Source organism: Pseudooceanicola marinus (assembly GCF_020177265.1).
GTDB lineage: Bacteria > Pseudomonadota > Alphaproteobacteria > Rhodobacterales > Rhodobacteraceae > Pseudooceanicola > Pseudooceanicola marinus_A.
Genome location: NZ_JAIVMC010000006.1, coordinates 203,126 through 227,899, shown reverse-complemented (window position 1 = coordinate 227,899; position 24,774 = coordinate 203,126). Strand labels below are relative to the sequence as shown.

At 67.2% G+C, this 24,774-nt stretch carries 28 protein-coding genes; 13 read left to right on the top strand and 15 right to left on the bottom strand.

The window, feature by feature from the left end; translation table 11 throughout:
- Positions 1-99 precede the first annotated feature (99 nt).
- From LC066_RS11945 to LC066_RS11915, 7 genes are all read left to right on the top strand, one after another.
- Entirely contained in the window at positions 100-744 is a 645-nt protein-coding gene (locus LC066_RS11945) for a DUF2161 domain-containing phosphodiesterase (RefSeq protein ID WP_224899237.1), read from the top strand.
- Positions 745-960: 216 nt separating this feature from the next.
- The gene (locus LC066_RS11940) at positions 961-1,248 is read left to right on the top strand and encodes a co-chaperone GroES (RefSeq protein ID WP_085887759.1); all 288 of its coding nucleotides are present in this window, start codon (positions 961-963) and stop codon (positions 1,246-1,248) included.
- A 57-nt stretch (positions 1,249-1,305) separates the two neighbouring features.
- Positions 1,306-2,952 carry a chaperonin GroEL gene (groL, locus tag LC066_RS11935; protein WP_224899234.1) on the top strand — a complete coding sequence of 549 codons (1,647 nt, stop codon included), beginning with the start codon at positions 1,306-1,308 and terminating at the stop codon, positions 2,950-2,952.
- A 315-nt stretch (positions 2,953-3,267) separates the two neighbouring features.
- Positions 3,268-3,786 (top strand): GNAT family N-acetyltransferase, encoded by a 519-nt coding sequence (locus LC066_RS11930; RefSeq protein ID WP_224899232.1) that lies wholly within the window; start codon positions 3,268-3,270, stop codon positions 3,784-3,786.
- A gap of 135 nt (positions 3,787-3,921) precedes the next feature.
- Complete coding sequence (locus tag LC066_RS11925; protein ID WP_224899229.1) at positions 3,922-5,067, top strand: alpha-D-ribose 1-methylphosphonate 5-triphosphate diphosphatase; 1,146 nt, start codon at positions 3,922-3,924, stop codon at positions 5,065-5,067.
- Positions 5,068-5,337: 270 nt separating this feature from the next.
- On the top strand, positions 5,338-5,826 hold the full coding sequence (gene purE, locus LC066_RS11920) for a 5-(carboxyamino)imidazole ribonucleotide mutase (protein ID WP_224899226.1): 489 nt from the start codon (positions 5,338-5,340) through the stop codon (positions 5,824-5,826).
- Entirely contained in the window at positions 5,819-6,892 is a 1,074-nt protein-coding gene (locus LC066_RS11915) for a 5-(carboxyamino)imidazole ribonucleotide synthase (protein ID WP_224899223.1), read from the top strand. The genes purE and LC066_RS11915 overlap by 8 nt, the downstream gene beginning before the upstream one ends.
- A gap of 81 nt (positions 6,893-6,973) precedes the next feature.
- Here the strand turns inward: LC066_RS11915 and LC066_RS11910 are convergent, their stop codons facing one another.
- Entirely contained in the window at positions 6,974-7,198 is a 225-nt protein-coding gene (locus LC066_RS11910; RefSeq protein ID WP_222480907.1) for a YdcH family protein, read from the bottom strand.
- A gap of 161 nt (positions 7,199-7,359) precedes the next feature.
- Here LC066_RS11910 and LC066_RS11905 point away from each other — a divergent pair, with 161 nt between their 5' ends.
- Positions 7,360-7,773, top strand: coding sequence for an Hsp20 family protein (locus tag LC066_RS11905; RefSeq protein WP_085887750.1), 414 nt, complete (start codon positions 7,360-7,362; stop codon positions 7,771-7,773).
- Positions 7,774-7,799: 26 nt separating this feature from the next.
- Positions 7,800-8,039, top strand: a complete 240-nt coding sequence (locus LC066_RS11900; RefSeq protein WP_222480909.1) for a DUF1150 family protein — start codon at positions 7,800-7,802, stop codon at positions 8,037-8,039.
- A gap of 166 nt (positions 8,040-8,205) precedes the next feature.
- On the opposite strand, the gene trxB is transcribed toward LC066_RS11900, so the two are convergent.
- Positions 8,206-9,198, bottom strand: a complete 993-nt coding sequence (gene trxB, locus LC066_RS11895) for a thioredoxin-disulfide reductase (RefSeq protein ID WP_224899220.1) — start codon at positions 9,196-9,198, stop codon at positions 8,206-8,208.
- A 199-nt stretch (positions 9,199-9,397) separates the two neighbouring features.
- Between trxB and LC066_RS11890 the strand changes: the two genes are divergently transcribed.
- A complete protein-coding gene (locus LC066_RS11890) occupies positions 9,398-9,898 on the top strand; it encodes an Lrp/AsnC family transcriptional regulator (protein ID WP_085887747.1) in 501 nt (166 codons plus the stop codon).
- Positions 9,899-9,973: 75 nt separating this feature from the next.
- On the opposite strand, the gene LC066_RS11885 is transcribed toward LC066_RS11890, so the two are convergent.
- From LC066_RS11885 to lgt, 4 genes are all read right to left on the bottom strand, one after another.
- On the bottom strand, positions 9,974-10,120 hold the full coding sequence (locus tag LC066_RS11885; protein ID WP_224899217.1) for a hypothetical protein: 147 nt from the start codon (positions 10,118-10,120) through the stop codon (positions 9,974-9,976).
- 142 nt (positions 10,121-10,262) lie between these two features.
- Positions 10,263-11,018, bottom strand: a complete 756-nt coding sequence (gene pgeF, locus LC066_RS11880; protein WP_224899214.1) for a peptidoglycan editing factor PgeF — start codon at positions 11,016-11,018, stop codon at positions 10,263-10,265.
- A 76-nt stretch (positions 11,019-11,094) separates the two neighbouring features.
- A complete protein-coding gene (locus LC066_RS11875; protein WP_224899212.1) occupies positions 11,095-12,174 on the bottom strand; it encodes a class I SAM-dependent methyltransferase in 1,080 nt (359 codons plus the stop codon).
- Positions 12,171-13,070 (bottom strand): prolipoprotein diacylglyceryl transferase, encoded by a 900-nt coding sequence (lgt, locus tag LC066_RS11870; RefSeq protein ID WP_224899210.1) that lies wholly within the window; start codon positions 13,068-13,070, stop codon positions 12,171-12,173. The genes LC066_RS11875 and lgt overlap by 4 nt, the downstream gene beginning before the upstream one ends.
- A gap of 164 nt (positions 13,071-13,234) precedes the next feature.
- Between lgt and LC066_RS11865 the strand changes: the two genes are divergently transcribed.
- Positions 13,235-13,489, top strand: a complete 255-nt coding sequence (locus LC066_RS11865) for an accessory factor UbiK family protein (RefSeq protein WP_224899208.1) — start codon at positions 13,235-13,237, stop codon at positions 13,487-13,489.
- Positions 13,490-13,589: 100 nt separating this feature from the next.
- On the opposite strand, the gene LC066_RS11860 is transcribed toward LC066_RS11865, so the two are convergent.
- From LC066_RS11860 to LC066_RS11825, 8 genes are all read right to left on the bottom strand, one after another.
- Positions 13,590-14,183 carry a hypothetical protein gene (locus LC066_RS11860; protein WP_224899206.1) on the bottom strand — a complete coding sequence of 198 codons (594 nt, stop codon included), beginning with the start codon at positions 14,181-14,183 and terminating at the stop codon, positions 13,590-13,592.
- 119 nt (positions 14,184-14,302) lie between these two features.
- Positions 14,303-15,448: an iron-containing alcohol dehydrogenase gene (locus tag LC066_RS11855; protein WP_224899205.1), complete on the bottom strand. Its 1,146-nt coding sequence runs from the start codon at positions 15,446-15,448 to the stop codon at positions 14,303-14,305.
- A gap of 12 nt (positions 15,449-15,460) precedes the next feature.
- On the bottom strand, positions 15,461-16,834 hold the full coding sequence (locus LC066_RS11850) for an aldehyde dehydrogenase family protein (RefSeq protein WP_224899203.1): 1,374 nt from the start codon (positions 16,832-16,834) through the stop codon (positions 15,461-15,463).
- A gap of 2 nt (positions 16,835-16,836) precedes the next feature.
- Complete coding sequence (locus LC066_RS11845; protein WP_224899201.1) at positions 16,837-18,198, bottom strand: glutamine synthetase family protein; 1,362 nt, start codon at positions 18,196-18,198, stop codon at positions 16,837-16,839.
- A gap of 70 nt (positions 18,199-18,268) precedes the next feature.
- On the bottom strand, positions 18,269-19,306 hold the full coding sequence (locus LC066_RS11840) for a TRAP transporter substrate-binding protein (RefSeq protein ID WP_222478807.1): 1,038 nt from the start codon (positions 19,304-19,306) through the stop codon (positions 18,269-18,271).
- A gap of 57 nt (positions 19,307-19,363) precedes the next feature.
- Positions 19,364-20,689, bottom strand: coding sequence for a TRAP transporter large permease (locus LC066_RS11835; RefSeq protein WP_224899199.1), 1,326 nt, complete (start codon positions 20,687-20,689; stop codon positions 19,364-19,366).
- The gene (locus LC066_RS11830; RefSeq protein WP_224899196.1) at positions 20,689-21,282 is read right to left on the bottom strand and encodes a TRAP transporter small permease subunit; all 594 of its coding nucleotides are present in this window, start codon (positions 21,280-21,282) and stop codon (positions 20,689-20,691) included. The genes LC066_RS11835 and LC066_RS11830 overlap by 1 nt, the downstream gene beginning before the upstream one ends.
- Positions 21,279-22,094, bottom strand: coding sequence for an N-formylglutamate amidohydrolase (locus LC066_RS11825; protein WP_224899193.1), 816 nt, complete (start codon positions 22,092-22,094; stop codon positions 21,279-21,281). The genes LC066_RS11830 and LC066_RS11825 overlap by 4 nt, the downstream gene beginning before the upstream one ends.
- Positions 22,095-22,199: 105 nt before the next feature.
- Here LC066_RS11825 and LC066_RS11820 point away from each other — a divergent pair, with 105 nt between their 5' ends.
- Positions 22,200-23,114, top strand: coding sequence for a MurR/RpiR family transcriptional regulator (locus LC066_RS11820; protein ID WP_222478815.1), 915 nt, complete (start codon positions 22,200-22,202; stop codon positions 23,112-23,114).
- Between the two features lie 29 nt (positions 23,115-23,143).
- On the opposite strand, the gene aroQ is transcribed toward LC066_RS11820, so the two are convergent.
- Complete coding sequence (aroQ, locus tag LC066_RS11815) at positions 23,144-23,584, bottom strand: type II 3-dehydroquinate dehydratase (RefSeq protein WP_224899190.1); 441 nt, start codon at positions 23,582-23,584, stop codon at positions 23,144-23,146.
- Positions 23,585-23,995: 411 nt separating this feature from the next.
- On the opposite strand from aroQ, the gene LC066_RS11810 reads away from it, so the two are divergent.
- Positions 23,996-24,769, top strand: coding sequence for a Hint domain-containing protein (locus tag LC066_RS11810; RefSeq protein WP_224899187.1), 774 nt, complete (start codon positions 23,996-23,998; stop codon positions 24,767-24,769).
- Positions 24,770-24,774: the final 5 nt, after the last annotated feature.

Below are 24,774 nucleotides of genomic sequence, written 5' to 3'. Positions count from 1 at the left end.
GCTGTTTTATAGTGGTGCGCCGCGGCGCTGTCACCCGCCGCATTGCAGCACGCGGGCGGTGGCTTGCCGCAGGGCCGCGGGGCGGGCTATCTCTCGCCCATGACGCAGCCCCTCGAAACCGATCTCTACCCGCCCGTGAAGACCTTCCTGGAAGGGCAGGGCTACGAGGTGAAATCCGAGGTGGCCGGGGCCGACGTGGTGGGCCTGCGCGCGGGCGACCCCGATCCGGTCATTGTCGAGCTGAAGCTGGCCATGTCGCTGCAACTGCTGCACCAGGCGCTGGAGCGGCTGAAGATCTCGGATGCGGTCTACCTGGCCATTCCGCAGGTGAAGGGGCGCAAGACCCTGGCGCGGCACGTGGCGCTGTGCCGCCGTCTGGGCTTGGGCCTGCTCACGGTGCGGCTGTCGGACGGCTTCGTCGAGGCGCAGTGCGATCCGGGGCCCTATGCCCCACGCAAGGTGAAGGCACGGCAGACCCGGCTGCTGCGCGAGTTTCAGCGCCGCGACGGGGACCCGAACCGCGGCGGCGCCGCGGGCCGGATCGTCACTGCCTACCGCCAGGACGCGCTGCGCTGCGCGGCCCACCTGGCCGAACACGGACCCAGTAGGGGGGCGGCGGTGAAGGCCGCGACCGGCGTCGTCCGTGCCACCACGCTGATGCGCGACAACCACTACGGCTGGTTCGAGAAGGTGGAAAAGGGGATCTACCAGCTCACCGAGAAGGGGCGCGCGGAGATGTCCTAGGGCGGGGGCCCTCGGGCTTCGCTGCCGGCCGTCCTGCCTGTCCCGGTCGCATCTTCCGCGCTTTGCAGGTGCGGCGAAAATTTTCGCGCACCCGCTTGTTGACTCACTCGCGGGGCTTGCCTATCTCCGTTCCGTTAGCACTCGGGGGAGCTGAGTGATAACGGCCCGCCGCTTACGGCGGAACAGGGATAAACTTTGAGCCAAGGAGCCTCGAAGATGGCATTCAAACCGCTGCATGACCGCGTGCTCGTCGAGCGCGTCGAGAGCGAAGAAAAGACCTCCGGTGGTCTGATCATCCCCGACAGCGCCAAGGAAAAGCCCGCCGAGGGCGTGATCAAGGCCGTGGGCGAAGGCGCCCGCAAGGACAACGGTGAACTGGTTGCCATGTCCGTCAAGGAAGGCGATCGCGTTCTGTTCGGCAAGTGGTCCGGCACCGAGATCACCCTTGATGGCAAGGAAATGCTGATCATGAAGGAAAGCGACATCATGGGCATCCTCTCCTGATCCCCGGATCGGAGACCCCACGCTTTTCCCCGCAACTGATTTCTCAGGAGAAACATCATGGCTGCTAAGGACGTCAAGTTCGACACCGATGCCCGCAACAAGATGCTCAAGGGCGTCAACACCCTCGCCGACGCGGTGAAGGTGACCCTCGGCCCGAAAGGCCGCAACGTGGTCCTGGACAAATCCTTCGGCGCGCCCCGCATCACCAAGGACGGTGTGTCGGTCGCCAAGGAAATCGAACTGGAAGACAAGTTCGAGAACATGGGCGCACAGATGGTGAAGGAAGTCGCTTCCCGCACCAACGACGAAGCCGGTGACGGTACCACCACCGCAACCGTGCTGGCCCAGGCCATCGTCAAGGACGGCGTGAAGGCCGTGTCCGCCGGCATGAACCCGATGGACCTGAAGCGCGGCATCGACCTGGCCACCGCCAAGGTCGTCGAGGCCATCAAGGCCGCAGCGCGCCCCGTCAACGACAGCGGCGAAGTCGCTCAGGTCGGCACCATCTCCGCCAACGGCGAAGAGGGCATCGGCAAGATGATCGCCGAAGCCATGCAGAAAGTTGGCAACGACGGTGTCATCACCGTTGAAGAAAACAAGGGCATGGAAACCGAAGTCGAAGTCGTGGAAGGCATGCAGTTCGACCGCGGCTACCTGTCCCCCTACTTCGTCACCAACGCCGACAAGATGGTCGCCGAGCTGGAAGACTGCATGATCCTGCTGCACGAGAAGAAGCTCTCGTCGCTGCAGCCGCTGGTCCCGCTGCTCGAGCAGGTCATCCAGTCGCAGAAGCCGCTGCTGATCATCGCCGAAGACGTCGAGGGCGAAGCCCTGGCGACCCTCGTCGTGAACAAGCTGCGCGGTGGTCTGAAGATCGCTGCCGTCAAGGCGCCGGGCTTCGGTGACCGTCGCAAGGCCATGCTGCAGGACATTGCGATCCTGACCGGCGGCCAGGTGATCTCCGAAGATCTGGGCATGAAGCTCGAGAATGTCACCATGGACATGCTGGGCACCGCCAAGACCGTCAACATCACCAAGGACGAGACCACCATCGTCGACGGCAATGGCGACAAGGCCGAGATCGAGGCCCGCGTTTCCCAGATCCGCACGCAGATCGAGGAAACCACCTCCGACTACGACCGTGAGAAGCTGCAGGAACGTGTTGCCAAGCTGGCAGGCGGCGTGGCCGTCATCCGCGTCGGCGGCCTGACCGAAGTGGAAGTCAAGGAACGCAAGGACCGCGTCGATGACGCCCTGAACGCGACCCGCGCGGCCGTGCAGGAAGGCATCGTCGTTGGCGGCGGCGTCGCCCTGGTGCAGGGTGGCAAGTCGCTGGACGGCCTGAAGGGCGCAAACCCCGATCAGGACGCCGGCATCAAGCTGGTCCGCAACGCCCTGGAAGCTCCGCTGCGTCAGATCGCCGAGAACGCCGGCGTCGACGGCGCCGTGGTGGCTGGCAAGGTCCGCGAATCCGACGACCTGAAGTTCGGCTTCAACGCTCAGACCGAAGAATACGGCGACATGTTCGCCTTCGGTGTGATCGACCCCGCCAAGGTGACCCGCACCGCGCTGGAAGATGCAGCCAGCATCGCCGGCCTGCTGATCACCACCGAGGCGATGGTTGCCGACAAGCCCCAGAAGGAAGGTGCCGGTGGCGGCGCCCCCGACATGGGCGGCATGGGCGGCATGGGCGGCATGATGTAATCAGCCGACCACGCGGCGGGATCGTCCCGCCGCACGTCGAGACCTTTGGGAAAGGGGGCCTTCGGGCCCCCTTTTTCGTCTCTCGCCGCTGTCGGAAGGCAGCTGGTGCCAACGGGCATGCCCGTGTTGCGCGACCGGCGGCTTTTTGCTCTCCTTTCGCGGTCTTTGTCACATATTTCAGCGCCTTGTCGCGTGGGCGCCGCTTTCGGGGCCGCGCCTCGATTTGGGGGGCTGACCCGTGGGACACTTCGTCGTTAGGCTTTCTTCGAGGGTCCCAGGCGGCCCGTTCCGCAACTGTCCCGTAGGAGAGCCAGCATGCCGCGCAAACCGGAGATCCTGCACAAGCTCTACGCCTCCGAACATGAAATCGGGGTCTACAACCTGCTGACGCAGGCCTATGAGGGGCCCTCGCAGGCGCATCTTGTCTCGGAACTGCGCAAGGCCGGGGACATGGCGGTGGAACTCCTGGGGCTGCTCGACGGGCATGTGGTGGGCTATATCGGGTTCTCGCATCATCCGTCGCCGGACGGCTGGGTGGCGCTGTCGCCGCTGGGTGTGCTGCCGCAGTGGCGCAGCCGCGGCATCGGCAGCGAGCTGGTCCGCTACGGGCTCGACGCCGCGCGCCGTTCGGGGGCCAAGGCGATTACCGTGCTGGGCGACGGGCGCTACTACCAGCGGTTCGGTTTTACCTACAAGTCCGCCGAGAACCTCACCTCGCCCTATTGCGCGGATCAGACCCTGCTCTACCCGATCGCGGCCGGAACGGCCTTTGCCGAGGAGCGGCTGGTCTACCCGGCGGCCTACCGCGAGCTGGGCCTGCAGCCCACGAACTGATCCCGGCACCGAGGGCGCACCGGGCCGGGTCTACGCTGACGCCAGGGTGCTTTCCCGTGGCCCGACCGGGTGCTATCGAGGCGCCATGTTCCACGCACCCCGCCCTTTGCGCGGCCCGGCAGACCGGCGCGCGCCATGACCCTGCCCCTGCTGCCCGATCTTCACCTGACCGGCGCCCGCGTGCTGCGCCCGTGCGGCCTGACCGAGGCGCCCCTTGGGCTGGCGGACGGGCGGCTCGTCGAAGGCTGCCCCGGTCGCGCGGTGGACCTGTCCGGCTGGTGGGTCCTGCCGGGCATCGTCGACGCCCATGGCGACGGGTTCGAACGTCACCTGGCGCCCCGGCGCGGTGCCCTGCGCGACCTGGGCGACGGGCTGGCGATGGCGGCGGCCGAGCTGGCGGTGAACGGGATCACCACGGCGATGCTGGCGCAGTTCTTTTCCTGGGAAGGCGGCATGCGCAGCCCCGACTTCGCCGAGGCCATGGCCGCGGCCCACGCCGCCCTGGCACCCTCACAGGCGGTGGACCTGCGCCTGCAGCTGCGGCTGGAGGTGTCGCTGATCGACGCCTTCCCGCGCGCCGCGGCGCTGATCGACCGGCATGATATCCGCTACCTGGTGCTGAACGACCATCTGCCCCATGCCGCGCTGACGGCGGGGAAGAAGCCGCCGCGGCTGACCGGCCAGGCACTGAAATCCGGGCGCAGCCCGGAGGCGCATCTGGCGATGATGCAGGCGCTGCACGACCGCATGGCCGAGGTGCCTGCCGCGCTCGCCGCCCTTATCGGCGCCCGGTCCGGTCTTCTGGTCGGCAGTCACGACGATGCCACGCCCGAAGATCGGCAGCATTGGCGCGCGCTTGGCGCCCGGGTGTCCGAGTTCCCCGAAACCCGCGCGGCCGCCGCCGAGGCCCGGGCGGACGGCGATCCGGTCGTGCTGGGTGCGCCCAACGTGGTGCGCGGGGGATCCCATGCGAAGAAGGTCTCGGCGGCGGAACTGGTGGCCGAGGGGCTCTGCACCGCCCTGGCCTCCGACTACCACTATCCGGCGCCACGCCAGGCGGCGCTGAAGCTGGCGTCCGAGATCGGGATCGAGGCGGCCTGGGGTCTCGTTTCTTCCGGCCCGGCGGCGATGCTGGGGCTCGCCGATCGCGGGACGCTGGAGGCGGGCAAACGCGCCGACCTGGTGATCCTCGATCCCGACACGGGCCGCGTCGGCGCCACCATCTCAGGCGGACGCCTGGCCTGGTTGGGCGCGGAACTGGCGCCACGGTTCATCGGATAGCACCTGGAGCGGGCGGGGCAGGGGGCGCTGCTCCCCTCGAGCCTGCGGCTCAATTCCCCCCGGAGTATTTTCGACGAAGTGAAGACAGGGGCGGTGTCACCGGCCGTTGACCCTGAGGTCGCCACCTGCGGCGAAAAGGCCCTGATCAGGAGCTGATCGCCTGGTCGGCAGCTTCTGGGCGATATCGGGGCCGGGCGAGCGCCGCGCCGATTGCTCCTGACGGCAAATCCACTATAAACGCGGCTCGGATCCCCCCGCGGAGGCAGGCAGATGAGCGCAATCAAGGTCGGAATCATCATGGGCAGCCAGTCGGACTGGCCGACGATGAAGGAGGCCGCCACCATCCTGGATGAGTTGGGCGTGCCCTACGAGGCGAAGATCGTCTCGGCGCATCGCACGCCGGACCGCCTGTGGTCCTACGGGCGCGAGGCCGCGGGCCGGGGGCTTCAGGTGATCATCGCCGGCGCTGGCGGGGCCGCGCATCTGCCGGGCATGATGGCTTCGAAGACCCGGGTGCCGGTGATCGGCGTGCCAGTGCAGACGCGGGCGCTGTCGGGCGTCGACAGCCTCTATTCCATCGTCCAGATGCCCAAGGGTTTCCCTGTTGCCACCATGGCCATCGGCGCGGCCGGTGCTGCCAACGCGGGCCTGATGGCGGCCGGTATCCTGGCCAATGCCGATGCCGATCTCGCTGCCCGGCTGGATGCTTGGCGCGAGGCCCTGTCGGCCTCCATCCCCGAGGAGCCGTCCGATGACTGACATGCTTGCCCCCGGCGCGACCATCGGCATCCTGGGCGGCGGCCAGCTGGGCCGGATGCTGGCCGTGGCAGCCTCCCGCCTCGGGCTGAAATCCCACGTCTTCGAGCCGGGCGCCAACCCGCCCGCGGGCCAGGTTGCCGACCAGCTGACCACCGCCGGTTACGACGATGAGGCCGCGCTGCGAGCCTTTGCCGAATCCGTCGACGTGGTGACCTATGAGTTCGAGAACATCCCGACCTCGGCGCTGGACGTGATCGAGGCGATCTGCCCGATCCGGCCAGGGCGCGAGGCGCTGCGCGTCAGCCAGGACCGGCTGACCGAAAAGGACTACCTGTCGGAGCTGGGCCTGACCACGGCGCCCTATGCCGACATCACCGATCTCGCCTCGCTGGAGACCGCGCTGGCCGCCTTCGGCGCCCCGGCGATCCTGAAGACCCGCCGCTTCGGCTATGACGGCAAGGGGCAGGTGCGGATCACCGACGCCGCCCAGGCTGGTGACGCCCTGGGCGAGCTGCAGGGCGCGCCCGCCGTGCTGGAAGGCTTCGTCGACTTCAGCGCCGAGATCTCGATCATCGGGGCGCGTGGGCTGGACGGGGCCGTGGCCTGTTTCGATCCGGGCGAGAACGTCCACCGCGAGGGTATCCTGCGCGAAACCACCGTGCCCGCCGCGATCCCTGCCAGCCTGCGCACCGATGCGGTGCTGCTGGCCGCGAAGATACTCGGCGCGCTGGATTACGTCGGTGTCATGGGGGTGGAGCTGTTCGTGACACCCAAGGGGCTGGTGGTGAACGAGATCGCGCCGCGGGTGCACAACTCGGGTCACTGGACGCAGAACGGCTGCGCCGTGGACCAGTTCGAACAGCATATCCGCGCCGTGGCCGGCTGGCCCCTGGGCGACGGGCAACGCCATTCCAACGTGGTGATGGAGAACCTGATCGGCGACGACATGGACCGGGTGCCGGAACTGGCCACGCGGTCGGGTGCGGCGCTGCACCTCTACGGCAAGGCCGAGACCCGCGCGGGCCGCAAGATGGGCCACGTCAACCTGATCACCCCGCTGAGCTGACGCCAGCGGATACGACAGCAAAGGGCGCCGCGGATCTCCGGGGCGCCTTTTTCGTGCCGTCTGGCGCGGCCTGCGTGAACCTCAGGCGATGATGTCGGGGGTCAGCCGGTCCTCGATCAGGGCGATCCGGTCCTTCAGCGCCAGCTTCTTCTTCTTCAGCCGCTGGATGGTCAGCCGGTCCGAGGTGGCGCGGTCTTCCAGCGCCTTGATCGCCTCGTCGAGGTCGCGGTGTTCGGCGCGGAAATGCTCCAGCTCCACCCGCAGCACCTCGTCGGTCTTCATGGAGATGTCGGTGGGGGCATTCATGGCTGATTCGCTCTGTTTGGGCCGGGCATTCAGGATAGCGCAAACGGCGGTATTCGCAAAAACCTTGCAGCCCGTCCGCCCCCTCCCCATATTGAGAGTACGGACCTTGCCGCTGACGGGAGGTTCGCATCAGACGTCGCTTTACGCCAAGGACGCAAGGAATGAGCAAGTTGACCCTGGGGTCGCACCCCTATCTTCTCGGGTTCGAACAATTGGAACGGCTGCTGGAACGCAGCGCGAAATCCGGAAACGAGGGCTATCCGCCCTTCAACATCGAACAAACATCCGAGAATTCATATCGCATCACCCTCGCGGTGGCGGGCTTTGCCGAAGAGGATCTGGCGATCACGCTGGAAGACCGGCAGCTGGTCATCCGGGGCCGCCAGACCGATGACGGCGACGGGCGCGTCTTCCTGCACCGCGGGATCGCGGCGCGGCAGTTCCAGCGCAGTTTCGTCCTCGCAGAAGGGGTCGAAGTGGGCGAAGCGGTGATGGAAAACGGCCTGCTGCATGTGGACCTGAGCCGGGCCGAGCCCGAGCGCGTGATCCAGCGGATCGACATCCGCCGCGGCTGAAAGAGACAATCGAAAGGGGTAACGCCATGACCTATGATCAAGATTACGATGAAACGGCCATCCTCAGCGAAGCCGCGAAAGTGGTGTACGTGCGTGCCGTGAAGGCCGACGATCTGCCCGAGGATGTGCGGGAACAGGTGCCCGGGGTGAAACAGCTTTTCGCCGTCCACGATTCGATGGGCGAACGCCTGGCCCTCGTGCGCGACCGTGAAACCGCCTTCATCCTGGCGCGCCAGAACGACCTGGCGCCGGTGACGGTGCACTGAAGCGCCCTGAGGCGCCGCATCGAGAGATGACCGAACGGCTCGCGCCCACGCGCGGGCCGTTTCGCGTTTCAGAAGCGGAGCATCAGAAGCTGGGCAGGGACATCCACGGAAAAAGGGCCGGTCCAACGGACCGGCCCCTTGCCATTCTGCGACCAGGGCGCGCGGATCAGCTGATCTCGGCCACGTCCTCGGGGGTGTCGATGGTCGGCGCCTCGGCCAGGCCTTCGGCCGCCAGGAAGTGTTCCGCATCTAGCGCCGCCATGCAGCCCATGCCGGCGGAGGTGACGGCCTGGCGGTACTTGTGGTCGGTCAGGTCGCCGGCGGCGAAGACACCGGGCACAGAGGTCGCGGTGGAGCCCGGGGTGACCTTCACGTAGCCGCCGTTGTGCAGCTCCAGCTGGTCCTTCACCAGCTCGTTGGCCGGGGCATGGCCGATGGCCACGAAGACGCCCTTGCAGGGGATCTCGGTCACTTCGCCGGTGTCCACGTGCTTCACCTTCACGGCCTCGACGCCCTTCGGGTTGTCCTCGCCCACGACCTCGTCCAGCGTGTGGTGCCACAGCGGCTCGATCTTCGGGTTCTTCATCAGGCGGTCGATCAGGATCTTCTCGGCGCGCAGCTCGCCGCGGCGGTGGATCAGCGTGACCTTGGAGGCGAAGTTGGTCAGGAACAGCGCCTCTTCCACGGCGGTGTTGCCGCCGCCGATCACCACGATTTCCTGGCCACGGTAGAAGAAGCCGTCACAGGTGGCGCAGGCCGAGACGCCGAAGCCCTTGAAGGCCTCTTCGCTGTCGAGGCCGAGCCATTTTGCGCGGGCGCCGGTGGCCAGGATCACCGCGTCGGCGATGTATTGGCTGCCGCTGTCGCCCTTGGCCACGAAGGGCCGCTTGCTGAGGTCCAGGTCGGTGATGATGTCGCCGACGATCTCGGTGCCCATGGCGCGGGCGTGGGCTTCCATGTTGACCATCAGGTCGGGGCCCTGGATCTCGGTCTGGCCGGGCCAGTTCTCGACCTCGGTGGTGGTGGTCAGCTGGCCGCCCGGTTCGATCCCCTGGACCAGGATCGGTTCCAGCATGGCGCGGCTGGCATAGACCCCTGCGGTGTAGCCCGCCGGGCCGGAGCCGATGATCAGAACCTTGGTCTTGCGCGTCTCGGTCATCCCGGAGTCCCCTTTGAAATAAAGCTCCTGCCTACTTAAGTCGGCGCCTGCGTCCATGCAAGCGAGCGGGCGCGTGGGCTGACTTGCCCGTGAAGGCGCCGGATTTGTCAGCCCTCACGACTTATTCTTGCGCAGTTGTGAAACTTTATTGCTCACCCGGATGGCGGTGGTATAAGAATCGCAAATTCGGGAGAACATGATGCCTGGAACCAGACTGGATCCGATCGACAGGAAAATCCTGGCCGAACTGCAGGCCGATGGTCGCATGACCAACGTCGAGCTGGCCAAGCGGGTGGGCATATCGGCGCCGCCCTGCCTGCGTCGGGTCCGCACCCTGGAAGAGCAGGGGTATATCCGCGGCTACCACGCCGAGGTCGACAGCCGTGAGCTGGGCTTCGAGGTGCAGGTCTTTGCCATGGTGGGGCTGCAGAGCCAGGCCGAGGCGGATCTGGTGGCCTTCGAGATGCGCTGTCGCGGCTGGCCGCTGGTGCGCGAATGCCACATGCTGAACGGCGAGGTGGACTTCATCCTGAAATGCGTGGCCCCCGACCTGTCGACCTTCCAGAGCTTCCTGACCAGTGAGCTGACGGCGGCGGAGAACGTCGCCAGCGTGAAGACCTCGCTGGTGATCCGGGGCGCCAAGGACGAACCCGGCGTGCCTTTCGAGGTGCTGGAGGAGCGGCTGGCGCGCGACGCCTGAGGGCAGCCGGGACCGGACATGAAAAAGCCCCGCTCCGGCGGGGCTTCGGCGTTTCGGGGCGCAGATGTGCCCGGGTCAGGCGACGCCGCGCGCCTTGTCCGTGTCGCTGCGCAGCTCGGCGGCGCGGGTACCGCGCGTCGCGCGGTTGTAGGGCAGGGAGACCTGGGCCGTCTTGGCGGTTTCGATCACGGATTTCATCCAACGCTTGGTCTGTGCACGCATGACGCTCACCTGTGTCTTCTGGCCGGTTGCCCGGCGGAGTCTCTCAATGGCTAACCATCGCCCGACAATGCGGCCAGCATGGGGTGAATTGTGACCATTTAGTGGAAATTTGGCCTGGCCGGTCGTATCGGCGTTGCCTCGCCTAAAGGCAGATGACCGAGATCAGGCGCCCGTAGTCCGCCTCGCCCGCGTGTGTCGCCCGCCGGTAGGAGAAGAAGCGTTCGGGGTCCGAGTAGGTGCAGTGCCGGGTCCACTCCGCCTCGCCCACGCCCGCGCTGCGCAGCCGGTGCAGGCCGAAGGAGGGCAGGTCGAAGTGCATGCGGTCGCCTTCGCCCCCGGCGAAGAACCGGCTGTTTTCCGGGTCTTCGATCATGAAGTCCTCCAGGAACTCCGGACCCACCTCGTAGGCGCGCTGGCTAATCGTCGGGCCGATGACGGCGCGTATGCGGCCGCGCTCTGCCCCCAGCTCGACCATGCTGTCCAGCGTGGCTTCCAGCACGCCGTCCAGCGCGCCGCGCCAGCCGGCGTGGGCAGCAGCGATCACCTGTGCCTCCGGGTCGGCCAGCAGCACGGGCTGGCAGTCGGCGGTCAGCACGGCCAGGGCCACGCCGGGGGTCGCGGTGACCAGGGCGTCGGCTTCGGGGGCGGGGTGGGGCGGCTCCGTCACCGGCACGGCGCGGGCGGAATGCACCTGTTTGGCCAGGGCCAGGTCGCCAGGGGCCACCTCCATCGCGCCGGCGACGCGGGAGCGGTTGATCGCCACGATCTCGGCCTGGTCGGAGGACCCGGTGCCGCAGTTCAGCCCGGCGAAGATCCCCGAAGAGGCGCCGCCCTTGCGGGTGAAGAAGCCGTGCCGGATGGGGGCAAGGGCCGGGGAGGTGATGATTTCGAGGGTCATGGTGAGCCTTGAAGGGGACGTTTCAGCGGGTGGCAGGTGGTCGGGCTGGGCGTCCGGGGCGGCCGGGCGCTGGCGGTCAGGGGGTCAGGCCGGGTTGCAGCCCCGGCGGAGGGCGCTGGCCCGGGGGTGTCAGCGCCAGAATCTTGAAGAGCGTCCCCATTTCCTCGGGGTGGGTCAAGCGGCGATGTGCGGTCACATGGGCGTCAAGCGCGGCGCCGCTCAGCCCCTTGGCCAGGGCCTGTGCGCGGGCGGTGATGCCCAGCCGTTCGAGGAAGACGCCCTGGGTTTCCAGTCGTGTGGCTGTCGCGGGCAGGGCGGCGCGGGCCAGTTCGCCGAAATCCACGTGGGCTGTCAGGTCGGCCTCCCCGGGGCTGGCGAAGGGATCGGCGAAGCCGTGGTGGCGCAGCGCCTGGAAGGTATCCCCGAAAGAGCGCGCGTCGCCATAGTCGACGATCAGCGCCACGCCGCCCTGGCCGGTGATGTGCTGGCCGAGCGTTCCGCCCCAGGCCTGCGCCTCGGGCGACAGTTCGACCACGTCGCCCGCCTCTGTATCGCCCAGGCGGTAGTCCAGGGCCGCCTGCGGCGCCGGCGTCGCCCAGTCGGGCGCCAACCCGTCGTCCGTGGCGGTGACCACGCGTTCCTGCCACAGCTCGCCTGCCGCGCGGCGGAACTGGCGGATCGGCAGGGCGTCGAAGAACTCGTTGGCGACCAGGAACAGGGGCAGGGGCGGCAGGTTCGACAGATCGTCGACCCAGACCGGTGCATGGCCCGCCAGCCGGGCGCGCTGCGCCTCGCGCAGGCGCGGCGAGGCCTCGACCAGCAGGATCTGGGCGGCCTCGTGAAAGCCCGGCACGGCCCGGGTGGCGCGCAGGATGTCTGCCATCAGCGTGCCACGCCCCGGGCCCAGCTCGGCCAGCAGGAAGGCGGCGGGGCGCCCCTGGTCCAGCCAGCTCTGCGCCAGGGCCAGGCCCAGAAGTTCGCCGAACATCTGGCTGATCTCCGGCGCGGTGGTGAAATCACCCTCCGCCCCGATGCTGGTCTGGGTGGTGTAATAGCCATGCGCCGGGTCCAGCAGGCAGGCGCGCATGTAGGCGTCCAGCGGCAGGGGGCCCTCCGCCGCGATGCGGGCGCGCAGGATCTCGGTCAGGGCGTTCATGCGAGGGCAGGGCGCTTGCGGAAGGACCAGGCGATGACGGCCAGCCCGATGATCACCATCGGCAGCGACAGCAGCTGGCCCATGGTCAGGCCCAGCGTCTCGGTCAGGCGCAGGACATGGCCGTGCGGGTTGTCCGGCGTGATGAACTGCGCATCGGCCAGGCGGTAGAATTCGACGACGAAGCGGGCCAGGCCATAGCCCGTCAGGAAGACGCCCGTCAGGCGCCAGGGGGCGCGCAGGGTGCGGGTGCCGAAGGCCAGCGCGATCAGCAGCAGGCCCAGAACCAGCCCTTCCAGCCCGGCTTCGTAAAGCTGCGAGGGGTGGCGCGCGCAAAGCCCCTCGACCTCGGGGCAGTTCTGCGCCGCCGGGCCGGGGAAGATCACGCCCCAGGGCGCGTCGGTCGGGCGGCCCCACAGCTCGGCATTCACGAAGTTGGCGATCCGGCCCAGCATCAGGCCCGGCGGCGCGGCCAGGGCCAGCATGTCGGCGGTCGATCCCAGCGGGATGGCGTTGCGGCGGCAGAAGATCAGCGTGGCGACACAGACCCCGAGGAAGCCGCCGTGGAAGGCCATGCCGCCCTGCCAGATGCGCAGGATCTCGGCCGGGTGGGAGAGGTAATAGGCGGGTTCGTAAAACAGCACGAAGCCCAGGCGCCCGCCGATAATGATGCCGAGGATCATCCAGGTCAGCAGGTCATCCAGCTGGTCCTTGCGCATGGGCGCCCGGGTAGCGGGCCACAGCCGGTCCCGGCCCAGGGCGGCGCGGCAGAGCAGGTAGCCCAGCCCGATGCCCACCAGGTAGGCCAGCGCATACCAGCGCAGGGCGAACTCGGCGCCGAAGAGGGAGATCGAGAAAATCTCGGGCGACAGGTCGGGGAAGGGGATCACGGCTCGCATGCCCGCTACTTGCCCGCCCCCGGCTTTGACTGTCAAGCGGACCCGGGCCGCGGGCCGGACACCCGCTGCCCGGCAATCTGCAGTGCCCCGGTCGGGACGGGTTGAGGCCAGGCGCGTTGAGGCCCATATTGCAGGGTAACGTAACCGCAGACGCGAGAGACCCCATGCAGACCCGCAACAAGTTCTTCGACGACATGTCGCAGCTGATGACCAATGCCATGGGTGTCGCCCAGGGCGCCAAGGACGAGGCGGAAACCGCCTTCAACTCGATGATCGACCGCTGGCTGGCGGACCGCGATTTCGTCACTCGCGAGGAATTCGATGCCGTGCGCACCATGGCCCAGAAGGCGCGTGAGGAAAACGCCGTGCTGAAGGCCCGCCTGGATGCGCTGGAAGCGGGCAAGACCTCCGACGAGTGATCCCGATCGGGACCCGGAGCAGGGTCCGGGGATCAGGACGCAATCAATGAAAAGGCCCGCCGGATCGGCGGGCCTTTCTGCGTCTGGCGGGGCCGCGTTATCAGCAGGCCGTGTCGTTGCTGACGGTCACCGCGCCTTCGTGCGGGTTGGGGAAGTCCTTGGCCAGGGCCTCGGTCAGCAGGCGGATGATGTTGGCGCTGTTCTTGCATGCGCTTTCGCTATGCGCCGTGGCCTCGTAGACCTTCTTGCCAGTGGCCCGTTCGATGATGTCGAGGCGGGCGATGCGCGGGAAGACGACCGTTTCGCTTTCCACCGTGCGATAGCCTGCCAGGCGGCGATCGCTGGAGGTGGAGCCGTCGCTGTTTTCCGTGAAATGGCTTTCGTAGACGGGTTCACGTCGGGTGCGCACGCGCATGACCGGCTCATGCGTTTCAAAGGAGTAGGTGGCAACCAGCGGCGCACCGTTCCCGCCGGGGGTGTAGCCGCGTGCGGCCAGCAGGGCGGCCAGTTCCGAGGCGCGCTGCTGGAAGGCAAGGCTGTTGCCGTCCATCCAGGAGGCGGCGGTGATCTGTACCGGCCGGGGCGCAGCGTCGGCGGGCAGGGTCGAGTAGACCTCGACATTGGGGGCGATGACGGTGCAGGCGCTGGCCAGGGCCAGCAGCGCACCGAGAGCGAAAAGCTTGAGACGTTTCATGGGGGCGATCCGATTGTGGTATGTCTCAGAGGTAATCATTCCGCCTGAAATGGCAAACGCCCGCCGATGGCGGGCGTTCAACCGGCTGGTCCCAGCCTATCCGTCGCGGGCGTCTGGCCTCAGATGCAGGCCTCGACCACCGGCTTCAGGTTCTCGGCGGTCAGTTGCACCGGGTTACCGCCGCAGGACGGATCTTCCAGCGCCATCGCAACGATGTCGTCGATGTGCGCCGCATCCACGCCGAGCGCCGACAGCTTGCGCGGGATGCCCAGGCGGTCGTTCAGTTTCTGCACGTAGTCGCAGAACCCGTCGAAACCGCCCTCGATGCCCAGATAGGGCGCCGCCTCGTCGAAACGGGTGCGGATCAGGTCGGCGTTCAGGTTCAGAACGGCGGGCATGCAGACCGCGTTGGTGGTGCCGTGGTGGGTGTTGAAGATCGCGCCGACGGGGTGGGAGATCGCGTGGATCGCGCCCAAGCCCTTCTGGAAGGCGGTGGCGCCCATCATGGCGGCGGACATCATGTTGGCGCGAGCCTCGATGTCGGTGCCGTCCTCGTAGGCGCGGGGCAGGTTGTCCACGACCAGCCGCATCCCTTCCAGCGCGATGCCCTGGGACATCGGGTGGTAGTGCGGGCTGCTGAAGGCCTCCACGCAGTGAGCGAAGGCATCGAGGCCGGTGCCGGCGGTGATGAACTTCGGCATGCCCACCGTCAGTTCGGGGTCGCAGATGACGACCTGCGGCAGGACCTTGGGGTGGAAGATGATCTTCTTCACGTGGGTTTCGGAGTTGGTGATGACGCTTGCGCGCCCCACCTCGGACCCGGTGCCGGCGGTGGTCGGCACGGCCACGATGGGCGCGATGCCATCGGGGTCGGCGCGGGTCCACCAGTCGCCGATATCCTCGAAATCCCAGACCGGGCGGGTCTGGCCGGACATGAAGGCCACCATCTTCGCCAGGTCGAGGCCCGAGCCGCCGCCGAAGGCGATCACGCCGTCATGGCCGCCCTCGCGATAGACCTTCAGGCCTTCTTCCAGGTTCTTCTCGGTCGGGTTGGCATCCACGCCGGAGAACATGGCGCGGCCCAAGCCGCCCGACACCATCAGGTCCAGCGTGTTCTGGGTGATGTCCATGTCGGCCAGGCCGCGGTCGGTGACCAGCAGCGGCTTGCGGATGTCGGCCGCGGCGCAGGCCTCGGCGATCTCGTTGATGCGACCGGCGCCGAAGCGGATCGCGGTCGGGTAGGACCAGTTTCCTGTGAGGGTCATGGCAGGGGTTCCTCAGGCTTTGCGGTAGTGGTGCGACTTGGGACGGGTCAGGGCGTGGTAGCCCAGGACCGACAGGCCCGCGCCGTGGCCGGTGTTCTTGCACCCCGTCCAGCACAGCGCCGGATCGAGGTAATCGCAGCGGTTCATGAAGACCGTGCCGGTCTCCAGGCGCGGCGCGATGGCGTTCATCGCCTCCACGTCCTTGGTGAAGACAGCCGCGGTCAGCCCGTACTGGCAGTCGTTCATCAGCGCGATGGCCTCTTCGTCGTTCTTCACAGGCATGATGCCGACCACGGGGCCGAAGCTTTCCTCGCGCATGACCTCCATGTCGTGGGTCACGCCGGTCAGGATCTGCGGCGTCAGGTAGGCGCCGCCGTCATCGGCCTCCATCGTGTCGATCAGGGCGGTGGCGCCATTGGCCACGGCATCCTCGATCTGGGCCCGCACCGTGGCGGCGAAGCGCACGTTGGCCATCGGGCCGACGGTGCTGTCCTCGGCCAGCGGGTTGCCGAGCGTCTGGCCCTTCACCCAGGCCACGGCCTTTTCGACGAAGGCGTCGTAAAGGCTTTCGTGCACGTAGATCCGTTCGATCCCGCAGCAGCACTGGCCGGAGTTGAACATGGCGCCATCCATCAGCCCGTCGACGGCGGCGTCCAGATCGGCGTCAGCCCGGACATAGCCCGGGTCCTTGCCGCCCAGCTCGGTCGCCACCGGCACGAAGGTGCCAGCCGCGTCGCGTTCCACGGCGCGGCCACCTGCGACCGATCCGGTGAAGTTGACGAAATCGAAGGCGCGGTCGGCCAGCAGAGCCGAGCTGACCTCATGGCTGAAGACGACGTTCTGGAACACGTCCTCGGGGACGCCCGCGGCATGCAGCGCCTCGGCCAGGTGTTCACCCACCTTCAGGGTCTGGGCGGCGTGTTTTAGCACCACGGTGTTGCCGGCGATCAGGGCGGGGGCCACGGTGTTGATCGCGGTCATGTAGGGGTAGTTCCAGGGGGCGATGACGTAGACGACGCCCTGGGGTTCGCGGGTGATCTTGCGGGTTGCGGTGTCGCTGTCCTCGATCACCATCGGCGCCAGAGCCTCTTCGGCGATGTCGGCCATGTAGCTGGCACGTTCGTTGAAACCGCCGAATTCACCGCCGAAGCGCACGGGGCGGCCCATCTGGTGGGCCAGTTCCTGCGCCATGCGGTCGGTCTGTTCGCCGATGATCGCCACCGCCTTGCGCACCAGCGCCACGCGGTCGGCAATCGTTCGCGCCGCCCATGCGGGCTGCGCCGCGCGGGCGCGGGCCACGACGTCGCGCGCCTCGGCCTCGGTCAGGTAGTCCCGCGACAGGTACACCGACCCGTCGATGGGAGAGATCAGATCCACTTTGCTCATAGTTACGCTCTTTCGAATCCGCGTTGAATTTCCCAGTCGGTCACGACCGCGTCGAAGGCCTCCTGCTCCCAGTCTGCGGCGCGGGTGTAATGGTCGATCACCTCGTCGCCGAAGGCCTCGCGCAGGAAGGCCGAATTTGCCAGGGTCTCGCGCGCCGCGCGCAGGGTCGAGGGAATCTCGGTCACGCTGCCCTGTTCGTAGACGTCGCCATCGGCGGGGGGCGACAGCTCCAGCCCCTCTTCGATGCCCTTGATGCCCGCAGCCAGCTGTACGGCCATGGCCAGGTAGGGGTTCACGTCCGAGCCGGGGATGCGGCATTCCATCCGCACCGCCTTGGACCCGGCGCCGCACAGGCGGAAGCCCGCGGTACGGTTGTCCACCGACCACACGGCCTTGGTGGGGGCAAAGCTGCCCGCCTGGAAGCGTTTGTAGCTGTTGATGTTCTGCGCCAGGAAGAAGGTGTAGTCTGGCGCATACTTGATGATGCCGGCGCAGTAGCTCTTCATCAGGGCGGACATGCCGAGGCTGTCCTCGGGGTCGTAGAAGGCGCTGTCGTTGCCCTCCCACAGCGACTGGTGCACGTGGGCGGAGCTGCCGACCTTGTCGCGGTGCCACTTGGGGATGAAGCTGGCGGCGTGGCCCTTCATCAGTGCGACGTCCTTCACCACATGCTTGCCCAGCACGTGATAGTCGGCGGCCAGGATGGCCTCGTCATACTTGATGTTCAGCTCTTCCTGGCCCACCTCGGCCTCGCCCTTGGTGCATTCCACCGGTACGCCCATGGCGTAGAGGGCGTTGCGCACCGGGCGCAGGACGACCTCGTCGCGCAACGACAGTTGCAGGGCGTAGTCCTCGTTGTAGGGGGTCAGCGTGTCGAGATCCTTGAAGCCCGACTTGCGGATCTCGTCGAAGCTCTTCTCGAACAGGAAGAATTCCAGTTCCGTCGCCATCTTGGCGGTATAGCCCATGGCCTGCAGTCGCTTCACCTGGGATTGCAGCATGGCGCGGGGGCTGTGGGGGACGGGGGCGTGGTGGTGATGGTCCAGCACGTCGCAGAGCACGATCGCCGTGCCCTCCAGCCAGGGGGCGGGGCGCAGCGTCGACAGGTCGGGGCGCATCACGTAGTCGCCGTAGCCGCCGGCCCAGCTGGTCGCGGCGTAGCCCTCGACCGTGTACATCTCAAGGTCAGTGGCCAGCAGGTAGTTGCAGCAATGGCTTTCCTCCCAGGCGCTGTCGACGAAATGCGCCGCGTGAAAGCGTTTGCCCATCAGGCGGCCCTGCATGTCCACGATACAGGCCAGGACCGTGTCGATCTCGCCCGCGGCCACCTGTTCCTTCAGTTTGTCGAACGTCAGCGCGCCCATGTCTCATTCCTCCTGACCTGCGGAGGGCGGCCCCGAAAGGCCGCCCCGTTGTCTCGTTCCGGTGCGGCGATCAGCCGAAGGTGTACGGCGGGCCTGCCTTCGAGGTCACGTCGTTGTAGTCGCGGAAGATCTGCACCAGCTTGGCGGCCACTTCGCCCTGCTCGGCCATTTCGTCCCAGAAGGTGACGGCGGCCTCTTCGACCACTTTCCACTCTTCCTGCGGGATCGAACGAAGCTGCAGCTTGTCGCCCTGGGCGCGCAGACGCGCCTCGCCGCCCCAGTACCACTGGTTGCGGTAGGTGTGGCTGGCCTCGATCGCCGAGGACACGATGGTCTTCAGATGGTCGGGCAGGTCGGCCCAGCGTTGCTGGTTGACGAAGAACGACCCGATCCAGGCGCCCGAGATGTTGTTGGTCAGGAAGTAGTCGGTCACGTCGGCCCAGCCGACGGTGTAGTCTTCGGTGATGCCCGACCAGGCCATGCCGTCCAGCTCGCCGGTCTGCACGGCGACCTGCGCATCCTCGTAGGGGATGTTCATCGGCACGACGCCGAACTGGCTGAGGAACTCACCCGCGGTCGGGAAGGTGTAGAGGCGCAGCCCCTCCAGGTCCGCCAGCGAGGTGATTTCCTTCTTGGTGTTGAAGTTGCACGGGTCCTGGCCCGCGGCCGACAGCCACTTCACGCCGACCTTGGCGTATTCCTCTTCCCAGATCTCGGCCAGGCCGTACTGGTGGAACAGAACAGGCACGTCCAGCGCGTGCTTGGTGGCCAGCGGGAAGTAGCCGCCGAACTGGCGCAGCGGCGTGGGCGAGGCCATGGAGTCGTCGTCCGAGTGGACGCCGTCGATGGTGCCGCGCTGCAGCGCCTGGAACAGCTCGCCCGTGGGGACGATCTGGTCGGCGTAGTAGAGCTCGATCTCCAGCTCGCCCTGGGCGGCGGCATTGATCGCGTCGATGGCGGGCTTGGTCACTTCCTGACCCAGGGCCGAACCGGCGTAGGTCTGAAACCGCCACTTGATGGCTTCCTGGGCACGCAGGACAGAAGGCGCGGCCAGGGCTGCGGGGGCGGCCATTGCGGCGCCGCGCAGGAAGGAACGTCTGTTGGTCATTTTCGGGTACTCCCTTTGGGGTTTGCGGATGCCCCGCTTGGGCGCGGGGTCTGGTGGTTATTGGTAGACATAATTCGGCAGCCATGTCGCGATGGACGGGAAGGCCATGACGATGGCCAGGGCGATCACCATCACCGTCACGAAGGGCGCGATGGAGCCGTAGATGTCCTTCAGCGTGATCTCCGGCGGCGCCATGGCGCGCATCAGGAACAGGTTATAGCCGAAGGGCGGGGTCATGTAGGCGATCTGGCAGGTGATGGTGTAGAGGACACCGTACCACACCAGGTCGAAGCCCAGCTCGCCGACCAGCGGCACGTAGAGGGGCGCCACGATGACCAGCATCGCCGTGTCATCGAGGAAGCTGCCCATCACCAGGAAGCTCAGCTGCATCAGGATGAGGATCATCCAGGGGCTCAGGCCCAGCTGTTCGGTGAACAGGAAGCTGATCGCCTTCACCGCGCCCAGCCCATCGAAGACCGCGCCGAAGGCCAGGGCCGCCAGGATGATCCACATGAACATGCAGGAGATGCCCAGGGTGTTGCGGGTGGCGGTTTCAAAGACTTTCCAGGACATCCGGCCCTTCAGGAGGGCGGCCAGGAAGGCCGCGATGGCGCCGATGGCCGAGGCTTCGACCAGCGAGGTCCAGCCCTTCACGAAGGGCACCATCATCACCGCGAAGATCGCCACCGGCAGCAGCCCCGCGCGTAGCAGGCGCAGCTTTTCCGAGCGGCTGACCTGGGCGCGTTCCTCGGCCGGCAGGGCGGGGCCAAGCGCCGGGTTCGCCCGGCAGCGCAGCACGATGTAGAGGATGAAGAGCGCGGCCATCATCAGCCCCGGCAAGATGCCCGCCAGCCACAGCTGGCCCACGGGCTGCCGCGCGATCATGGCGTAAAGCACCAGCACCACCGAGGGCGGCACCAGGATGCCCAGGGACGAGCCTGCCTGGATCACCCCTGTCACCATCTTCTTGTCGTATCCGCGTTTCAGCAGCTCGGGCAGGGCGATGGTGGAGCCGATGGCCATGCCTGCGACGGAAAGGCCGTTCATCGCCGAGACCAGCACCATCAGCCCGATGGTGCCGATGGCCAGCCCGCCCTTCACGCCACCCATCCAGACGTGGAACATGCGATAGAGGTCGTCGGCGATCTTCGATTCCGACAGCACGTAGCCCATGAAGACGAACATCGGCAGCGTCAGCATCGGATACCAGTTCATCAGCTTGATAAGGGCCGAATACCCGATGTCGTAGCCGCCCCGGTCCCCCCAGAGCAGCAGCGCCGCGACCACGGCGACAAAGCCGATGGCGCCGAAGACCCGCTGACCGGTCAGCAGCATCAGCATCATGGTGCTGAACATCAGCAGGGCGATCAGTTCATAGGACATCAGATCTCTTCCCCGCGCAGACGCAGCAGGTCCTTGAAGAATTCGGAGAGCACCTGAAGCAGCATCAGGAACAGGCCGATGCAGGTGATCAGCTTGATGGGCCACATGACGGGCCCCCAGGACGACCGCGAGGTCTCGATATAGCCCATGACCTCACCCGCCGCGGCCGGGCCGCCGGTGAAGAAGGCCCCGATCAGGCGCCCAAAGAAGGGCAGGGGACCGCCCATGAAATTGCCAAGCGAATAGGCCAGCGAGGCCAGGCCGCCGTAGATCATCACGCCGAGGTAGAAGAGCAGGAAGAAGACGGTGAAGGCATCCAGCCAGGCCTTCTTGCGGTCGTTCAGCTCGGCATAGATCAGGTCCATGCGCACGTTCGATCCCAGCTGGATCGAGTAGGGCCCGCCCAGGATGTAATAGGCCACCATGACGAACTGGGCCAGTTCCAGCGTCCAGAGCGAGGGCAGCAGGAAGGTCTTCGAGACCGAAGACCACAGCAGGATGCCCATCAGGATGAAGAGACCGAACATGGTGATCCGGCCGATCAGCCAGTTCATCCCGTCGATCCAGCGGATGTAGCCGCGCATCAGCCTCATGCGCCCTCCCCCGTGGGGAGCGCGGCGGCGGCGGGCGCACAGCCCTCCTCGCCCTCGGTCGCCAGGGCGGCCAGCGACAGGCTCAGCGCGCCGCAGAGCTGTTCGGCGGCCTGCGAGACCTTCTCGGCATCGGCCAGCAGGTCGTTGCGCACCTCGATCATCACGTTCAGCCGGCCCCGCGACACGGCATGTTCGCGCAGGGTGTGGGTGACGCCGTCGGTGGCGGAATAGGGGGCGTTAAGCTCGGCCTTCAGGGGGCCGGTCCAGTTGTCCATCATTGCCAGCGCCAGCCGGTCGTCGCTGTCGTGCAGCAGGCCGACCTCGGTCGCACGCGGCTCGCCGTGCCACAGCGGCGTGAAGGAATGCACCGTCACCAGGGCGCCGCCGTGGCGGTCCAGCACGCCCGACAGGGCCGCCTGGAAGGGACGGTAGATCTCGCGCACCCGGGCGGCGCGCTGTTCGTCGTTCAGTCCGACGTTGCCGGGCACCTCGACCACCTCGGATCGTTCCGGCATCGCGCCGGGAGACGACGGCGGGCGATTGCAGTCGTAGACCAGCCGTGACACGCGGGACGCCACCAGGGGCGCGCCCATCCGTTCGGAGATCGCCACGGCCAGGGCCAGGGCGCCCGGGTCCCAGACGGCGTGGCTCAGCCGGTCGGCCTCTGCCAGGCCCAGCCCGTCAAGGGCCGCCGGGATCGCCGCGCTGGCGTGTTCGCAGGACAGCACCACAGGGCCGGTGCCGCCGGGATGGATCACCTCGACGGCAGGTCGCTCGCCGGGTGCCAGAATCTGAGAGTCATTGCCCACCATGGGGGCAGAGAAACCGGCCCCGGGCCCAGGTGTCAATTCATTTCTGTAGACATGACTACAGGTCGCCCTTAGCTTGTACATATTGCTACAGCGAAGGGCCAGGCAGTGACGAAGGCAGAGGCGGACGCAGTCGGGCAGGATCCGGCGATCACGCGGGCAGAGGACCCCGCAGGGGCCGTCCGCGCCCGGATCGAGGCCGAAGACACCCGCCTGACCGCCGCCGAGAAACGCGTGGGCGAGGTGATCCTGAAGGACTACCCCATGGCCGGCATGCAGTCTGTGACGAAGCTCGCGGACCTCGCCTGTGTCTCCACCCCCACGGTCATCCGCATGGCGCGGAAGCTGGGGTTCGAGGGCTTCCCCGAGATGCAGAACGCCCTGCGCGACGAGGTGGCGGACCGGATCAAGGCGCCGGCGCTGAAACGCGATGCGCGTGGTGGCGATGGCCATGTTCTGCACCGTTTCGCGGATGCGGTGATCGGCAACCTGACACGCTCCCTCGACCGGGTGGATACGGCGACCTTCGATGCGGTGGCGGCGCTACTGGCGGACAGCAACCGCCCCGCCTACTTCCTGGGCGGGCGGATCACCGGCGCCACGGCCAGCTATTTCCACAACCACATGCAGATCATCCGGACGGGCATGACCCTGCTGGATCAGGCGCCCAATGTCTGGCCGCACTATCTTCTCGACATGGGGCCGGCCTCGGTCCTCGTGCTGTTCGACATCCGACGCTATGAAAAGGACCTGCTGCGCCTGGCGGAACTGGCCGCCGAGCGGGGCGCGACCATCGTGCTGTTCACCGACCAGTGGGGCTCGCCCGTGGCCCGCGTGGCGCGCCACGTCTTCCACCTGGAGGTCGAGGCGCCGTCGAACTGGGACAGCACCGTCGCCATCATGACCGTGGTGGAGGCGCTGATCGCCGAGGTGCAGGCGAAACGCTGGGACGAAAGCCGCGAACGCCTGGACGAGCTGGAGGCCATGTTCTCCACCACCCGGGTCTTCCGCTCCGGGAACTAGTGCCCTGACATGACGTCGATCGGGCGGGATCAGCCCGTGACGAGGGTCGCCATGCGGCGCAGTGCCAGCTGGTAGCCCTCGGTGCCGAAGCCCGCGATCACCCCGTCCGCGCGCAGCGAGACGTAGGAGTGATGGCGGAAGCTTTCGCGCTTGTGCACGTTAGAGATATGACATTCGATCACGACGCCCTCAAAGGCGTTCAGTGCGTCGAGTATCGCCACCGAGGTATGGGTGTAGGCGCCGGGGTTGATGACGATGCCCGCGCAGGTCTCACGTGCGGCGTGGATGCAGTCGATGATCCCGCCCTCGTGGTTGGACTGGTAGAACTGCAGCTCCAGCTCGAGATCGGCCGCCAGCGCAGTGCAGTCGGCGGCCACGTCGTCCAGCGTTTCGTGGCCGTAGATCTCCGGCTGGCGCTTGCCCAGCAGGTTCAGGTTGGGGCCGTTGATGATCTGGATCCTGGCTGCCATGGGGCTCACTCCTCTTCGCTGGACCCTCCCTAAGCCGCCGGGCGCGGCCGGGCAAGGGTGGCGGAATGGGTCAGGCCTGGGCAGTGCCGTAACTTTTCGCGCGTAAAGCCCCGGTTTTTACGGGCCTGTGGCGCGCACGCCCGGATTTCGCCGTATTTGCTGGGTTTAACCATGTCATAAGACACTCGCCCTGACTCTGCGTCATGGGGCGGGAGAGCCGCAGGACCCCGGCAAACCGGGGCCGCGCAAGAAAGGCAGAATGCCAAAGAAGGGTAGAACAGGGTCATGAACTGGAACGAATACGTTCGTGGAGGCACGCAGCCCTGTCTCGGATCCGCCCATGAGGGGCAGTCGGGATATGGGGCCGCGCCAGCGTCCTGGGATTATATCAAGAAACCGCTGCGGTTTTACATGCAGGGGGGCGATGGCGGCGGTCTGGACCGGCGTCTGGCCCTTGGCAGCCCGGTCGGGGAGAGCGAGGGCGCCTTTGCCGGACGCCGCATCGGCACCCTGCGCCGGGACGGCAAGCTGCGGATGTTTTCCGTCGATCACGTCACATCCTTTCTCGCGGGCACCCGCGTGCGCACCCCCGACGGGCTGCGCCTGATCGAGACGCTGCGCCCCGGCGACAAGGTGATGACGCTGGACAACGGCCCCTGCGAGGTGACTTGGACCGGGCGCCGGAGTGCGCGCGCCCAGGGTCGGTTCGCGCCCATCCTGGTGCGGCCCGGGGCCCTGGGCAATCGTCATCCGATCATGGTCTCGCCCTCCCAGCAACTGGTGCTGAAGGACCGCGCCCTGCGCACGCTGTTCGGACGGGACGAGGCGGTGGTCGCCGCGCGTCACCTGCTGGACGGCGAGCGGATCATCCGCAGCCCGCGCCCGGAAACCGACTACGTGCTGTTGCAGATGGACGGCTACCAGGTGCTGGATGAAGGCGACCTGGGCCTGGAATGCGCCGAGCCGCAACGGCTCTGCGAGCTGGACGAGGCGGCGCTGGAGCGGTCCATGGCCGAGGCGCGCCTGAACAAGCAGCAGGTCTGCCTGAAGATGGCGCGCGGCCATCGCGTCGGGCTGACGGGCTACGAAAGCCGGCTGTTGCGGTCGATGATGGCGGCGACGGCGGAGCTGGTGCCGGGGCTGCACGGAAACCGGCGCGGGCCTCTCGGCATGGCTATGTCCTGAACCGG

What these genes read in the sequence shown, in the direction of transcription:
- LC066_RS11830 (WP_224899196.1), bottom strand. Translation starts at nt 21,282, where the DNA reads ATGAGGCTGATGCGCGGCTACATCCGCTGGATCGACGGGATGAACTGG.
- LC066_RS11940 (WP_085887759.1), top strand. Translation starts at nt 961, where the DNA reads ATGGCATTCAAACCGCTGCATGACCGCGTGCTCGTCGAGCGCGTCGAG.
- LC066_RS11885 (WP_224899217.1), bottom strand. Translation starts at nt 10,120, where the DNA reads ATGCGTGCACAGACCAAGCGTTGGATGAAATCCGTGATCGAAACCGCC.
- groL (WP_224899234.1), top strand. Translation starts at nt 1,306, where the DNA reads ATGGCTGCTAAGGACGTCAAGTTCGACACCGATGCCCGCAACAAGATG.
- LC066_RS11905 (WP_085887750.1), top strand. Translation starts at nt 7,360, where the DNA reads ATGAGCAAGTTGACCCTGGGGTCGCACCCCTATCTTCTCGGGTTCGAA.
- LC066_RS11900 (WP_222480909.1), top strand. Translation starts at nt 7,800, where the DNA reads ATGACCTATGATCAAGATTACGATGAAACGGCCATCCTCAGCGAAGCC.
- LC066_RS11860 (WP_224899206.1), bottom strand. Translation starts at nt 14,183, where the DNA reads ATGAAACGTCTCAAGCTTTTCGCTCTCGGTGCGCTGCTGGCCCTGGCC.
- LC066_RS11910 (WP_222480907.1), bottom strand. Translation starts at nt 7,198, where the DNA reads ATGAATGCCCCCACCGACATCTCCATGAAGACCGACGAGGTGCTGCGG.
- LC066_RS11835 (WP_224899199.1), bottom strand. Translation starts at nt 20,689, where the DNA reads ATGTCCTATGAACTGATCGCCCTGCTGATGTTCAGCACCATGATGCTG.
- lgt (WP_224899210.1), bottom strand. Translation starts at nt 13,070, where the DNA reads ATGCGAGCCGTGATCCCCTTCCCCGACCTGTCGCCCGAGATTTTCTCG.
- purE (WP_224899226.1), top strand. Translation starts at nt 5,338, where the DNA reads ATGAGCGCAATCAAGGTCGGAATCATCATGGGCAGCCAGTCGGACTGG.
- LC066_RS11890 (WP_085887747.1), top strand. Translation starts at nt 9,398, where the DNA reads ATGCCTGGAACCAGACTGGATCCGATCGACAGGAAAATCCTGGCCGAA.
- LC066_RS11915 (WP_224899223.1), top strand. Translation starts at nt 5,819, where the DNA reads ATGACTGACATGCTTGCCCCCGGCGCGACCATCGGCATCCTGGGCGGC.
- LC066_RS11930 (WP_224899232.1), top strand. Translation starts at nt 3,268, where the DNA reads ATGCCGCGCAAACCGGAGATCCTGCACAAGCTCTACGCCTCCGAACAT.
- aroQ (WP_224899190.1), bottom strand. Translation starts at nt 23,584, where the DNA reads ATGGCAGCCAGGATCCAGATCATCAACGGCCCCAACCTGAACCTGCTG.
- LC066_RS11840 (WP_222478807.1), bottom strand. Translation starts at nt 19,306, where the DNA reads ATGACCAACAGACGTTCCTTCCTGCGCGGCGCCGCAATGGCCGCCCCC.
- LC066_RS11855 (WP_224899205.1), bottom strand. Translation starts at nt 15,448, where the DNA reads ATGACCCTCACAGGAAACTGGTCCTACCCGACCGCGATCCGCTTCGGC.
- LC066_RS11945 (WP_224899237.1), top strand. Translation starts at nt 100, where the DNA reads ATGACGCAGCCCCTCGAAACCGATCTCTACCCGCCCGTGAAGACCTTC.
- LC066_RS11845 (WP_224899201.1), bottom strand. Translation starts at nt 18,198, where the DNA reads ATGGGCGCGCTGACGTTCGACAAACTGAAGGAACAGGTGGCCGCGGGC.
- trxB (WP_224899220.1), bottom strand. Translation starts at nt 9,198, where the DNA reads ATGACCGAGACGCGCAAGACCAAGGTTCTGATCATCGGCTCCGGCCCG.
- LC066_RS11825 (WP_224899193.1), bottom strand. Translation starts at nt 22,094, where the DNA reads ATGGTGGGCAATGACTCTCAGATTCTGGCACCCGGCGAGCGACCTGCC.
- LC066_RS11865 (WP_224899208.1), top strand. Translation starts at nt 13,235, where the DNA reads ATGCAGACCCGCAACAAGTTCTTCGACGACATGTCGCAGCTGATGACC.
- LC066_RS11850 (WP_224899203.1), bottom strand. Translation starts at nt 16,834, where the DNA reads ATGAGCAAAGTGGATCTGATCTCTCCCATCGACGGGTCGGTGTACCTG.
- pgeF (WP_224899214.1), bottom strand. Translation starts at nt 11,018, where the DNA reads ATGACCCTCGAAATCATCACCTCCCCGGCCCTTGCCCCCATCCGGCAC.
- LC066_RS11810 (WP_224899187.1), top strand. Translation starts at nt 23,996, where the DNA reads ATGCAGGGGGGCGATGGCGGCGGTCTGGACCGGCGTCTGGCCCTTGGC.
- LC066_RS11925 (WP_224899229.1), top strand. Translation starts at nt 3,922, where the DNA reads ATGACCCTGCCCCTGCTGCCCGATCTTCACCTGACCGGCGCCCGCGTG.
- LC066_RS11875 (WP_224899212.1), bottom strand. Translation starts at nt 12,174, where the DNA reads ATGAACGCCCTGACCGAGATCCTGCGCGCCCGCATCGCGGCGGAGGGC.